Annotated in this window: 6 protein-coding genes; 3 read left to right on the top strand and 3 right to left on the bottom strand. The window is 63.1% G+C overall.

The genetic code is table 11. The features are described 5' to 3' along the window. Window positions 1–7 precede the first annotated feature (7 nt). Together cyoE and gcvP are read left to right on the top strand one after the other, a co-directional pair. Window positions 8–922: a heme o synthase gene (gene cyoE, locus DZK26_RS00740; protein WP_116896966.1), complete on the top strand. Its 915-nt coding sequence runs from the start codon at window positions 8–10 to the stop codon at window positions 920–922. Continuing rightward, window positions 919–3,831: an aminomethyl-transferring glycine dehydrogenase gene (gene gcvP / locus DZK26_RS00735; RefSeq protein ID WP_116896967.1), complete on the top strand. Its 2,913-nt coding sequence runs from the start codon at window positions 919–921 to the stop codon at window positions 3,829–3,831. The genes cyoE and gcvP overlap by 4 nt, the downstream gene beginning before the upstream one ends. 243 nt (window positions 3,832–4,074) lie before the next feature. On the opposite strand, the gene DZK26_RS00730 is transcribed toward gcvP, so the two are convergent. Next, window positions 4,075–7,356 carry a S41 family peptidase gene (locus DZK26_RS00730; protein WP_181918237.1) on the bottom strand — a complete coding sequence of 1,094 codons (3,282 nt, stop codon included), beginning with the start codon at window positions 7,354–7,356 and terminating at the stop codon, window positions 4,075–4,077. 294 nt (window positions 7,357–7,650) lie between these two features. Between DZK26_RS00730 and DZK26_RS00725 the strand changes: the two genes are divergently transcribed. Continuing rightward, a complete protein-coding gene (locus tag DZK26_RS00725; RefSeq protein ID WP_181918238.1) occupies window positions 7,651–10,500 on the top strand; it encodes a S8 family serine peptidase in 2,850 nt (949 codons plus the stop codon). A gap of 18 nt (window positions 10,501–10,518) precedes the next feature. On the opposite strand, the gene gyrA is transcribed toward DZK26_RS00725, so the two are convergent. Next, a complete protein-coding gene (gene gyrA, locus DZK26_RS00720) occupies window positions 10,519–13,077 on the bottom strand; it encodes a DNA gyrase subunit A (RefSeq protein WP_116896970.1) in 2,559 nt (852 codons plus the stop codon). Window positions 13,078–13,217: 140 nt separating this feature from the next. Further along, entirely contained in the window at window positions 13,218–14,255 is a 1,038-nt protein-coding gene (gene mtnA / locus DZK26_RS00715; protein WP_116896971.1) for an S-methyl-5-thioribose-1-phosphate isomerase, read from the bottom strand. Window positions 14,256–14,300 lie beyond the last annotated feature (45 nt).

Here is a 14,300-nt window from a genome sequence, read left to right as displayed (position 1 = left end):
AGCGCACATGACGGCAGCGACTGCATCAATCTGGCAGCAAACGCGCTTCTTTCTGGGCTTGTGCAAGCTCAAGGTCGTTGCGCTGATCGTTTTTACGGCCATTGTCGGCATGGCGCTGGCCGTCCCCGGCATGATCCCGCTCGACGCCCTCGTCTGGGGCACACTCGGTATCGGCATCGCCGCAGCCTCGGCGGCGGCCATCAACCATCTGCTGGATGAACGCGCCGACCGGATCATGGCGCGCACCCGCAACCGGCCGCTGCCCACGAATCAGCTCAACCGCCGCCAGGCGCTGATTTTCGCCCTGGCGCTGGCGGCCGTATCCATGCTGATACTGACCCTGCTGGTCAACCCGCTGACCGCGATACTGACCTTCGCCAGCCTGATCGGCTACGCCGTGATCTATACCGCCTGGCTCAAGCGCGCCACGCCGCAGAACATTGTCATCGGCGGCGCGGCCGGTGCAGCACCTCCGGTTCTGGGCTGGGTCGCGGTAACCGGCGAGATCCATGCCCACGCCCTGATTCTGTTTTTGATCATCTTCGTGTGGACGCCGCCCCATTTCTGGGCCCTGGCCATTCATCGACGCGAGGATTACGCCGCCGCCGACGTACCCATGCTGCCGGTCACTCACGGCGTGACGTTCACGCGCTGGCAGATTCTCTTCTATACCATCATCCTGATGCTCGTCACCTTGCTGCCCTGGCTGACGGGCATGAGCGGACTGGCCTATCTGGTTGGCGCCGTTATTCTCGACATCGGATTCCTGGGCTATGCCATCGGCATCATGCGCTCGAAAAACGAGCAGCTGCCGATGAACATGTTCAATTACTCCGTGGTCTACCTCATGGCCCTGTTTGCCTTTCTCTTGATTGACCACTATCTGTTCAAGACTGCCGCGCAAGGACTGCTTCTGAAATGACCGACAACCGGAACACCAACACCCCGCTTCACCGGCTCGAATCCCATGATGACTTCGTGGCACGCCACATCGGTCCCGACCCGGAAGAAGTGCGCCAGATGCTGGATACCGTCGGTAGCGATTCGCTCGAAAATCTGGTGCTGGAAACCATGCCGGGCAGCATCCGCAGTGAACGACCGCTGGACCTTCCCGCCGGCGACAACGAGGAGCGCGTGCTCGAGCGCGCCCGCGAGATGGCATCGCACAACACGCCCACCCACTCCATGATCGGACTGGGCTACCACCCGACGCTTACCCCGCCGATCATCCTGCGTAACGTGTTGGAGAATCCGGGCTGGTACACGGCCTACACGCCCTACCAGGCCGAAATTTCGCAGGGCCGCCTGGAGGGGATGCTCAACTTCCAGCAAATGATCATGGATCTTACGGGCATGGAGCTGGCCAATGCCTCGCTGCTGGACGAATCCACCGCCGCGGCCGAAGCCATGGCCATGCTCAGGCGGGTCAACCGAAAGAACAAGAGCGACGTTTTCCTGGTCGACGCGAACTGCCTGCCCCAGACCATCGACGTCGTCATCAATCGCGGCCGACACCTCGGTATCGACGTGCAGGTGCGCGAGAACCTGACGGCGGCACTTTCCGACACCGACTGCTTCGGAATGCTGACCCAATACCCCGGCGCCAACGGTGCCGTCGAACCGCTTGGAGACCTGGTCGAGCTGGCTCACGACCGCGGCGCTCAGGTGGCGGTCGCCGCCGACCCGATGGCGCTGATCATGCTCGAATCCCCCGGTAGCGCCGGCGCCGACGTAGTGGTCGGCAGCGCCCAGCGCTTCGGCGTGCCCATGGCCTACGGCGGCCCGCACGCGGCCTTTTTCGCAACGCGCGAGGCCTATCGCCGCAGCGTACCCGGGCGCATCATCGGCGTCTCCAGGGACCGGCATGGCAATCCCGCCCTGCGTATGGCGCTGCAGACCCGGGAGCAGCATATCCGCCGCGAGAAAGCCATGAGCAACATCTGCACCGCCCAGGCCCTGCTGGCGGTCATGGCCGGTTTCTACGCCGTCTGGCACGGTCCCGAAGGGCTGAAGAAGATCGCGCGCCGCATCCACCGGCAAACCTGCATCCTGGCGCATGGCATCGTCGAGGCCGGGTACGAACTCGAAAGCGAGCACTTCTTCGACACCGTCTCCGTGCGTATCAATGAGCCCGAGCGCCAGGCATTGCTGCACCGCGCACACCAGGCCGGCGTAAACCTGCGTGCCGATCGCGAAGGCTTCATCGGTATCAGTCTCAACGAACAAACGCGACGCCACCACCTGTCGAGCCTGCTGGGCATTTTCCGCGGCAATGAGGCCGACGACATCGCCACGCTCGACGAGCAGCTCGATACCGATTTTCAGGCCATTCCCGAGGGGCTCAGGCGGCAGACGGCTTACCTGGAACACGGGGTATTCGGCCGCTACCACTCCGAGACGGAAATGCTGCGCTATCTCAAGCGCCTGGAAAATCGCGACCTGAGCCTGGCGCACGCCATGATCCCGCTCGGCTCGTGCACCATGAAGCTCAATGCCACCGCAGAGATGATCCCGATCACCTGGCCGGAATTCGCCGAGCTCCATCCCTTCTGCCCCTGGGACCAGGCACGCGGCTATCACCAGCTCATCGACGAACTCGAAGGCATGCTGCGCGAAATCACCGGCTTCGATGCCGTCTCGCTACAGCCCAACGCGGGCTCGCAGGGCGAGTATGCCGGCCTGCTGGCGATCAAGGGCTTTCACGAGCACAATGGCGATCATGATCGCAATGTCTGCCTGATTCCGTCTTCCGCGCACGGCACCAATCCGGCCAGCGCCCAGATGACGGGCATGGACATCGTCGTGGTGAAGTGCGACAAGCAGGGCAACATCGATCTCGACGATCTCGCCGGGAAGATCGACAAGCACCGCGAGCGGCTCGCCGCGCTCATGATTACCTACCCCTCGACGCATGGCGTGTTCGAGGAAGACGTGGTCAGCATCTGCGAGCAAGTGCGCGAAGCCGGCGGCCTGGTCTACCTCGACGGGGCCAATCTCAATGCCCTGGTGGGCTGGTCACGCGTGGCGCAATATGCCGACGTCTGCCATCTCAACCTGCACAAGACCTTCTGCATTCCGCACGGCGGCGGCGGCCCGGGCATCGGTCCGATCGGCGTACGTGAACACCTGATCCCCTTCCTGCCCGGCCACGGCAGCGGGCTGCTGGGGCCCGAATTCGGCACCAATCCGCCGATCGCCGGCGCCCCCTGGGGCAGCGCCGGCATCCTGCCGATTCCCTGGGCGTACATTCGCCTGATGGGCGGTGAAGGACTGCGCCGGGCGACGGAGGTGGCCATTCTCAACGCCAACTACATCGCCAAACGCCTGGAAAGCCACTACGACATCCTCTATACCGGACGCAACGGCCGTATCGCACACGAGTGCATCATCGACCTGCGCCCGTTCAAGGACAGCGCCGGCATTACCGAGGAGGATGTCGCCAAGCGCATGATCGACTACGGCTTTCACGCACCGACCATGTCCTGGCCGGTGCCCGGCACGCTGATGATCGAGCCGACCGAGAGCGAGTCGAAGGCGGAACTGAATCGCTTCATCCAGACCATGATCGCCATCCGGCGCGAGATCGAACGCGTTGCCAGCGGTGAATGGGATGCCGAGGACAATCCACTCAAGAACGCGCCGCACACGATCGAGGAGCTGGGCTCGGACGAATGGGACCATGCCTACAGTCGGCAGGACGCCGGCTGGCCGGTCAAGGAGTTGCGCCTGGGCAAGTTCTATGCCCCTGTCGGCCGCGTCGACAACGTCTTCGGCGACCGCAACCTGGTGTGTTCCTGCCCGCCGATGGAAGACTGGCTGGAAGCTGGTTAAGGGTATAGTCAGGGGCCGGGTTTTGACGGCCGTGGGCCTGCTTCGGTTCGACGCGGTGGCGAGGCCTTCAGCAGGCCCACCAGCACCGAGAGCTGCCGAGGCAGGTGAAAAAAACAAGCGGGCGATAGACACAGAGCGTTTGCTCCGGCCGGGTTACATCCGCTGAGGGCCTCGCCACTGCGTCGAACTGAAGCGGATGTAACCCGGTCGGGGCGCACGCGGTCCCGACCGGGCGACTCACCATCAGTTGGTTTTCACCGGCGGCTCGGGCCGTTCGGGGAAGGACGGCGGATCGGCCTCGATCTGCTTCATCACTTCCTCGATGGCGCGCTCGAGCTGTGGATCCTCGCCAGCGATGACGCTGGCCGGGTCGTTTTCGACCTCGATGTCCGGTTCGACCCCCTCCCCTTCGATCACCCATTCACCTTCGGTGTTGAGGAATCCGAACTCGGGTACGTTGACCGAGCCGCCGTCGATCACCGGTCCGTGACTGGTGATGCCGATCACGCCACCCCAGGACTGCTTGCCGATCAGCGGCCCGAGTCCGGCATTGCGGAACTGCCACGGGAAGATGTCGCCGTCGGAAGCCGAGTTCTCGTCCAGGATCGCGGCCATATGGCCGTTGAAGGCCTGGTTTGGATAGGTCGAGACATTCGGCTGGGTGCGTGAATAGCCCAGCGACAGCGGCTTGCGCGACAGGCGCTCGATCAGCATCTGCGAAACGTTGCCGCCGCCGTTGGAGCGCACGTCGATGACCAACCCCTCCTTGCGGATCTGGCCGTAGAACCACTTGATGAACTCGCGGATACCCTTGGGGCCCATGTCCGGCACGTGCAGGTAGCCGACGCGGCCGTCGGTAGCCTCGGTGACCCGGCGATGGTTGTCCAGCACCCAGGCTAGGTAGAATAGATCGCTTTCGCTGTCGATCGGTTCGACCAGCACCTCGCGCTTGTCCTCGCCGGAAGCCCGATCAGAGACGGTCAATGCAAGCGCCTCGCCACTCGGCAGCATCAGGCGCCGAAAGATATTGTCTTCCGCAGTCAGTGCCTGCCCGTTGACGGCCAGGATGTAATCGCCCTCGGCGATGTCCACGCCGGATTCGGTCAGCGGCGAACGGTAGCGCGGCTCGTCGTTCTGTCCTTCGAGAATACGGCTGACACGATACCGCCCGTTATCGGTCTCGAAGCGTGCCCCCAGCAGGGCGACGGACGGCCGATCCGGAAGGCGTTCGTCGCCGCCGGAGACATAGGCATGCGAAACATTGAGTTCAGCGACCATTTCGCCCATCACGTAGTTGAGATCGCTACGGTGGGCGACGTGCTCGAGGAGCGGCCGATAGCGCTCGCGCAGGCCTTCCCAGTCGTAGCCGTGCATGTTGGCCACATAGAAATGATCACGGAAACGCCGCCAGACCTCGTCGAAGATGGTCGCCCATTCCGCGACGGGATCGATACGCGCCTGCATGCCGGCAGTGTCAACATCTTCGCTCCCATCGCCTTCCTTGGCGATCGGATAGACCTTCCAGCTACTGCCGCTTCGGATCAGCACCTGCTTGCCATCCATGCTGGGATCGGCAGCGGCGATATCGCTGGCGAAATCCGTGACCTTCCTGTCTTCGAACTTGAACAGCTTCAGCCGTGGCGGTACCGCCGGAGCACGACCGTAGTAGAACGCATCGCGCTCACCGAACAGGATGCCGTTTTCCGCCACCGACAGAGCCATGTAGTTGCCGGCTTCGACGGGGACGCGGATCACCCGGTCGGCCAGGCCGTCGAAATCGATCTGCGTCGCGGAGTCGGCATCGCCGTTTTCATCTTCTTTGCCGTTACCGTTCTCACCGTCGATGGACATGCCGGTCTCCTCGGCATCCTCCGGTGCGAAGGGATTTTCCGCCGATGAATCCAGAATGAAGGCATAGATGCCGGTCGTTCGGTTGGTGGCGTAGTTCCACTCGCGGCCGGAAATCTGCGGTGCGAACTCCCGGTCGGCCAGGAAATACAGGTAATCGCCATCGGGCGAAAAGGCCGGCTGGTATTCGGAAAACAGGCCCTCGGTCAGGCGCCGGGTTTCCTCGTCGGCCACGGAGTAGAGATGCAGGGCACGCAGCCCGGATTTCTCGGTCAGGCTGAAGGCCAGCCATTGACCATCGGGCGACCAGGTGTAGTCGCGGTTGCGCCAGCTGTCGTCGCGTGCCACGCGTTCAAGCGCGCCGTCGCCGTCGGTACCAACCACGTAGATGTACCCGTCCTTGTCCGACACGGCAATGTGCTCGCCATCCGGCGCAAATCGCGGGTCGTAGAACCGCGTCTCGTTGTCCGAAGTCAGGGCGCGCGGCTCCTCGCTGCCGTCGGCGGGCATGATATAAATTTCCTCTTCGCCAGCGGCGTCGGAAACGAAAACGATGCTTTCGCCATCCGGGGACCAGTCCGCCTCGCGATCATGGGCGGTGGAACGGCCGGTCAGGTTGCGGACCACGCCCTCACCGACCGGCACATTGAACAGGTTGCCGCGAGCTTCGAACAGCACGCGCTTGCCGGTCGGGCTCAACCGGGCGGATTGAATCTGATCGGAAACATCGATCACCCGCTCCCGGCGGTTGATACCGTCGTCGGGAACGGTGATCTCGATTCCGGTATCACTACCGTCACGTGTATCGAAAACCCGCAACCGCCCACCGAGCTCGTAGACGATCTGCCCCTCCGAACCGGCGCTGGCCCAGCGAACGTCGAAGTCTTCATGGGTGGTCAGTTGCTCGATTTCACCGCTGTCAGGATCGACCCGGTAAAGATTCAGGGTGCCCTCGCGGTCGGAGACGAAATAGCCCTGCCCATCGATCCACATCGGATCACGTTCGGTGCGCTCATGGTCGGTGATCTGGCGCGCCTCCCCGGCCTCCAGGTCGAATAACCAGAGATCCTGCGCCCAGCCACCCTCGTAGCGCTTCCAGGTGCGAAAATCGCGGAACAGCGGCGAATAGAAAACATGCTCGCCGTCGTCAGTGAAGGTTCCTGCGCCGGAGACCGGCATCGGCAGGGGCTCCGGCAGGCCACCGCGGCGCGGAACGGTGTAAAGCCCCGCCGTCGACGAGCCCCAGGCATCACGGTAGGAACGAAACAGCACCGACTCGCTGTCCGGTGTCCAGCCGTAGACCTGGTTGTCGTATCCCCAGCGTGCCGGCAGTGGACCCGAGGCCGGGTACCAGGTCAGCTGCTCGGGCTCGCTGCCGGACGAGGACATGATGTAGACCTGTTCGTCACCGCCGTACTGGCCGGTGAAAGCAATCCAGCGCCCGTCGGGCGAGAACTTGGGAAAGAGTTCGAGGCCGGGATGCGCTGTCAGGCGCCAGGCCGATCCGCCGTCGATCGGCGCCGACCACAGGTCGCCACCGTAGCTGAACACGACACGCTCGCCGTGGACGTCCGGGAATCTGAGCAGCCGTGTATCGGCCAATGAAACTGCGGCGACCAATGCCAGAGAAATACCGATCACGCAGTTGGCAAACAAGGGATTGCGAATCTTGGACACGAACCATCTCCGAAATGACATAGGTCGAGATAGTACTACAGCGCCCTTCTGGAACGAACGTGACAATAGTCACGGGTGCATTCCCCTGATCCGGCAAGCGGTGAAACGATCACCCTCATGCGGTATGCTCGCTTCGGCACCGTAACGGAACCATCCCTGGCGCTGCCTCAATGGCAACCGGCGCAGAGGTCGGAAGACGAATCAATCAGATTGTCGAGAAAACACTTGCCCAACTGCAATTCATCGATGGCCCGCCCGGCGAGAGGCCCCACACGGTTTGCTCCCGCAATCGGTGTGCTGATCGTATTTCTCACAGCCGGCGCACTCGCTGCCGAGGGCGAGAGACAGTGGGTGCGCCTGCACCTGGACGCCCGGGATAGCGGTCCGGCGTCCAGGACTTCATATGACGCACTGTCCGACTACGGCAGCTTTCAGTGGGGGCAACTTGAACAGGACAAGATTGAAGAACTGCGTCGCGAGGGGCAGCGCGTCGTCGTTGAAGAAAACCCTTTCGAGCTGGCGCTCGGCGGACGGCGTTTCGATCCGGCCCGGGAAAGATCTTCCACTGATGGCCGAAAAGTCGATCCTCAAGGCGATTTCTACCTGATTCAATTCAAGGGGCCGATTCGCAAGGGCTGGCTTCGCTCCCTGCGTGCCCGGGGTATCGAGCTGGTCCAGCCCCTGCATCCTTTCAGCTATATCGTCTGGTCCGCGTCAGGGCCGATGAACGCTGCGGGGTCCATGCCCGGCGTTCGCTGGAACGGCCCCGTGCAGACCGACTGGAAACTGCCGCCCGGACGCCGGATTTCGAAGCCCGGCAAGCGGCCGACGATGGCCCTCGCCAGCACCCATGCCGACGTGGCAACCATCGAGGCCAAGCTGGCCGAGTTCGGGACGGTACGTGCCATCACTTCGCTCGACCGCCATCTCGACATCGTGCACATGGAAGCCGATGGTCGGGATTATCCCGACATCGCCGCGATTCCGGGAATCCTGACCGTCCAGCAGATCCCTCGGGAAACCGCCCTGCGCGGGGAGATGAGCAACCAGTCCATTGTCGGCGCAATCGACGAATCGGGCACCCTACAGCCCGGCTACCAGGCATGGCTGAACGACTCGGGTTACGACGGCAGCGGCATTGTCGTCGCTGTGGTCGACGGCCCGGTGCTGACATCCCACCAGGATCTCGATGGCCGCGAAGCGGCCTGTACAGGCACGAATGGCAGTTGCAATGGTTCGGGTAGTAGCGCGCACGGCACCCACATCGCCGGTGCCATCGTGGGAACCGGCGCTTCTGGAAAGGCCGATGTCAATGGCTTCCTGCGCGGCCAGGGCGTCGCACCCGGGGCGAAGATCGTCACACAGGTCTACCAACCGTTCCTCGACACCAGCTATCCAGGCGCGATGACACCCGACGGCATGCTCAGGATTTACCAGGATTCGGTGCGTAGCGGTGCGCTGCTGACCAACAACTCCTGGGGCCCCACGGGTTCTCCCCAGGGCTACGATATTCCCACCCGACAGGTGGACATGATCACCCGCGATGCCGACCCCGACACCCCCGGCAATCAGCCGCTGCTGCCGGTGTGGTCGATCATGAATGGTGGTGGTGACGGCAGCGGGACCTGCTCGCCCAGCTCGCTGGGATCACCCGACGAAGCCAAGAACCTGTTCGCCGTCGGTTCGAACTCGCTGCAAAACGGTGACGGGACTCAGCGTACGGATATTTTCGATATTTCCTCCAACTCCGGGCACGGGCCGGCCTGCGACGGCCGGCGCGTTCCGCACATCGTCGCACCGGGCTGCTGGACCGACAGCACCAGCACGAACAGTAGCGGGAATCCTGCTTACGAACTCAAGTGTGGCACGTCCATGGCCGCACCGGTGGTCAGCGGCTCGATTGCAGTCTGGGTCCAGAAGTTCTTCGACCGGACCAGCACGTATCCCTCCCCCGCGCTGGTCAAGGCCGTATTTACCGCCTCGGCCCGGAATCTCGTCGGCGAGACCAACGCCGACGGCGAGATCATGGGGCACCGGCCCGATCGCTTCCAGGGCTACGGCCGGCTCGATCTCGATTCGGTCATGAAGGACGACTCCCCGGTGCTTCTGTACGATCAGAAGACCGTCTTCAACGACTCGGGCCAGCACTGGTCGCTGGAGTTTAAGCCAAGCAACCCCGGCAAGCCCGTCCGCGTCATGCTCGCCTGGACCGACGCACCCGGCCACGGCCTGGGGGGCGAGACGCCGGCCTGGGTCAACAACCTGGACCTGAGCCTGGATGCGGGGGGCTACACTTACCTCGGCAACGTCATCGGCTCCGACGGTTCGTCCGAAGCGGGCGGAACGGCCGATGAAAAGAACAATCTCGAAGGCCTGTACCTGCCTCCGGAACAACAGGGGTCCGTCATGTCCGCCAAGGTCGTGGCCAGCGAGCTGGCGGGTGATGCCCTCAGTCCATATGATCCCGGAAGCGCGAAGCAGGACTTCGCGCTGGTCTGCCACAATTGCCGGACCTACACGGTTGATGCCGAGCCCGCGGTCCTCGAAGCCTGCGTCCCACCGGAGGGTCAGACGAATCAGTACGACGTTACGGTCGACCTGGCATCGATCGGCGAATACAGCGCAGACGTGGAACTGGATACTTCCGGTGAGCCCGGCGGCGTCGTTCAGACGCTTGTTCCGAACCCCGTCACCCTGCCGGGCGCGTCGACCTGGACCCTCACGATCGACGATTCGGCAATACCGGGAGAGTCGACCGTTTTTATCGAGGGCGACGACGGCCAGCTGCGGAACTCGGACAGGCTGACGCTGGATATCGACGCCTACCTGGATACGGCACCCTCGATGTCCGGCCCGGCCGACGGAGCGGAGCTCGACGAGCTACGACCGACCTTCAGCTGGAGCCCACTTTCCGACGTCGGGGCGTACGACATCCAGATTGCGACCGACGATTCGTTCGGCAATATCATTTTTGACGGGAATGTCGACAGCCCTTCATTCACCCCCGCCAGCGATCTGGAGAAATGGTCGAAGTACTACTGGCGTGTACGAGGCATCAACAACTGCGGCGAAGGCGAGTGGAGCGAGGCCTTCAGCCTGAGTATCGGCGGCGTATTCGCAGACCGCTTCGAGGCATCCGACTGAGACACCGGCGACCGGTGCCTACTCGTCTCCTTCCTCACCCGGCGACTCTTCTTCGGAAGCCGCCACGCGAGCCATGCCGATCAATTGCTCGTCTTCATCCAGCCGGATCAGGGTGACGCCCTGGGTATTGCGGCTCATGCGCGAGATTTCGGAAACCGACGTCCGAACCAGGGTACCCGCGTTGGAGGTAAGCATGACATCGTCCTCGTCGGACACGGCCAGGGCCGCCACCAGCGGACCATTGCGACCTTCGGTCTGGATACCGATCACGCCCTGCCCGCCGCGCTTGTGAACCGGGAATTCCTCCAGCGGCGTGCGCTTGCCGTAGCCGTTGGCGGTGCCCAGCAAGACATCCGCATCACCGGCCACCAGCATGGAAACGACTTCCTGGTCGTCCTTCAGCCGGATACCCAGGACACCGCGCGTCTGGCGTCCCATTGGCCGAGCGTCGGTCTCGTGGAAGCGCACGGTCTTGCCCGAAGACGAGAACAGCAGGATGTCGCAAGTGCCGTCGGTGAAGGCCACGTCGACCAGCTCGTCACCCTCCTCCAGTAACACCGCCCAGATGCCGTTGGAACGGATGTTGGCGAAATCCGAAAGCGGTGTTTTCTTGACGCGGCCGCCGCGGGTCGCGAAGAACACGAACCAGTCGTCGGGGAACTCGCGCGTCGGCAGCACGGCGTTGATGCGTTCATCTTCGTCAAGCGGCAGCAGATTGACCATGGGTCGTCCGCGGCTGTTGTGACCGGCCTGTGGCAGTTGGTAAACCTTGGTCTTGTAAACCTTGCCGGCACTCGTGAACACCAGCAGCGTGTCGTGGGTATTGGTCACCCAGAACCGTTCGACGAAATCCTCGTCCTTGGTCTTGGCCGCCGAGCGACCACGACCGCCTCGCTTCTGGGCACGATAGCGATCGAGCGGCTGATACTTGGCGTAACCGGCATGCGAGAGCGTGACCACCACGTCTTCAGGCGTGATCAGGTCTTCCATGGTGAGATCGAGGTGGTCATGCATGATCTCGGAACGGCGCACGTCGTCGAACTCGTCGCGCAGCGCCACCAGCTCGTCGTGAATGACCCCCATCAAGGCGTCCGGCTCGGACAGAATGCGCATCAGTTCGCGGATGGTCTCCAGGATGCTCTCGTACTCCTCCGAGAGCTTGTCCTGTTCCAGTCCCGTGAGCTTTTGCAAGCGCAGGTCCAGAATGGCCTGGGCCTGATTCGGCGAGAGCTGGTAACCGCCTTCACCCAACCCGTACTCGGGCAGCAGGTCCTCGGGGCGCGAGAGTTCGGCGCCCGCCTGCCCCAGCAGGGACTCGACCAGGTCGGCATTCCAGCGCCTGGTCTGCAGCGCCTCACGGGCATCGGCCGGGGTCTTGGATCCCTTGATCAGGGCGATGACTTCATCGAGATTGGCAATCGCGACGGTCAGGCCTTCCAGTATGTGCGCCCGCTCGCGCGACTTCCTGAGCTCATAGAGGCTGCGGCGGGTAACCACTTCGCGGCGGTGCGCGAGGAAGGCCGACAGTATCTGCCGGATATCGAGCAGCCTGGGCTGGCCGTCGACGAGCGCCACCATGTTGATGCCGAACACCGACTGCAGCTGGGTGAGCTGGAACAGGTTGTTGAGCACGACCTCGGCCACCTCACCACGCTTGAGCTCGATGACCATGCGCATGCCGTCCTTGTCCGACTCGTCGCGCAGTCCCGAAATGCCTTCGACGCGCTTTTCCTTGACCAGTTCGGCGATCTTTTCGAGCAACCGGGCCTTGTTGACCATGTACGGAAGCTCGGTGACGACGATACGGGTCCTGCCGCTGTCCTCGTCGGTCTCGATTTCGGTACGCGCCCGCATGTAGATGCGTCCGCGACCGGTGCGGTAGGCCTCGTCGATGCCGGCCGCGCCGTTGATGATGGCCGCAGTCGGAAAATCGGGGCCCGGCAGGTGCTCCATGATCTCGTCGATGCCGATATCCGGATCCCGGATCATGGCCAGCAATGCGCTGATGACCTCGCCGAGGTTGTGCGGCGGGATGTTGGTGGCCATACCCACCGCAATACCGGAGGCGCCGTTGACCAGCAGGTTCGGCACCCGCGCCGGCAGGACGGTCGGTTCATTCTCCGACTCGTCGTAGTTGGGAATGAAGTTGACCGTTTCCTTGCCGATGTCGGCCAGCATCTGGTGCGCGATCTTGGCCATGCGCACTTCCGTGTAACGCATGGCCGCGGCGGAATCGCCGTCGATCGAGCCGAAGTTGCCCTGACCGTCGACCAGCATGTAGCGCATGGAAAACGGCTGCGCCATGCGCACGATGGTGTCGTAGACGGCGCTGTCGCCGTGGGGATGGTACTTACCGATGACGTCACCGACCACGCGGGCCGATTTCTTGTACGGCTTGTTGAAGTCGTTGCCCAGTTCGTGCATCGCAAACAGCACGCGCCGATGGACCGGCTTGAGACCGTCTCGAACATCCGGAAGCGCCCGGCCCACGATCACGCTCATGGCGTAATCGAGGTAGGACTGGCGCATTTCGTCTTCCAGGTTTACCTGGAGCACTTCGCGTGCCATTTCCGCCATCTACGGTAACCCCGTAACTACTTTAAGTTATTGTGGTAAGTATCTGAAAATAAAACTTTTAAGGAAGGCCCTTCCGGATACCTGAAGAGGCTCGCCGGAGAAGCGCAACAAGCCTTGAATATTACCACAGACGGCTGATTTCAGGGGCTTTCGCCATCCCGCGAACTCGAGAAGCCGTAAGGGGGGAAATGTGCGCCCCGCTCGGTCACAATGCAGTCGACCAGGTTGCCCGGGGTAATGTCGAAGACGGGGTTCCAGGCATCGAATCCGGCCGGCACTCGTTTGATGTCCGCGGCACGCCAGATCTCGGCCGGATCGCGCTGCTCGATGGCGATTTCCGTCCCCGAGTCAAGGTGGGGATCGACAGTCGACGAGGGCGCGACCACCATCATCCTGACGCCGAAATGGCGGGCGAGAACAGCCAGCATGCAGGTGCCGACCTTGTTGGCAACATCACCGTTGGCGGTAATCCGGTCGGCGCCGGTGATCACCCAGTCGATGGTTCCCGAGGCCATCAGCGACGCTGCGGCGCCCTCGACGATGACCTGGAAAGGGATTCCTGCCCGGGCCAGTTCCCAGGCCGTCAACCGCGAACCCTGGAGCCAGGGTCGTGTCTCGTCGGCATAGATTCGCGCAATACGGTCCTGCCGCCAGCCCTGGACGATAACGCCCAGCGCCGTTCCGATACCGCCGGTCGCCAGCGAGCCGGTATTGCAGTGCGTCAGCACACCCGATCCGGTATCGATCTGGGCCGCCCCGGCGCGGGCCATCGCTCGGTTCGCCTCGATGTCTTCCCGGTGGATACGCCGGGCCTCGGCCAGAAGTGCCTTCGGCTCGGCCCCACCGATGCGATCGGCACATCCACGCATGCGGTTCAAGGCCCAGCTCAGATTGACGGCGGTGGGCCGGGCGCGCTCGAGTCGCTCGAGATCCCCGCACCAGGCCGCGTAGTCGCCATTGCGTGAGGTGGCCGCAAGGACCGCGGCATAGGCCGCCGTGATACCGATGGCAGGCGCGCCGCGCACGACGAGATCACGGATTGCCGCCGCCGCCTCGTCCACGGTCCCGATCTGCAGCCAGCGCTCCTGCGCAGGCAGGAGGCGCTGGTCGAGCAGCTTCAGGCTGCCATCCGCGAACTCGATGACCTGAAAACCGTCATTTTCCGCTGCTGTCGGCATGGTATCCGTCGCTGACAATTGTTGTGCAAAACCGTATTATGAACG

It is taken from the genome of Wenzhouxiangella sp. 15190, assembly GCF_003417465.1.
GTDB lineage: Bacteria > Pseudomonadota > Gammaproteobacteria > Xanthomonadales > Wenzhouxiangellaceae > Wenzhouxiangella.
Note: the sequence above shows the minus strand (reverse complement) of the source record. Positions and strands in the feature narration are given on the sequence as shown.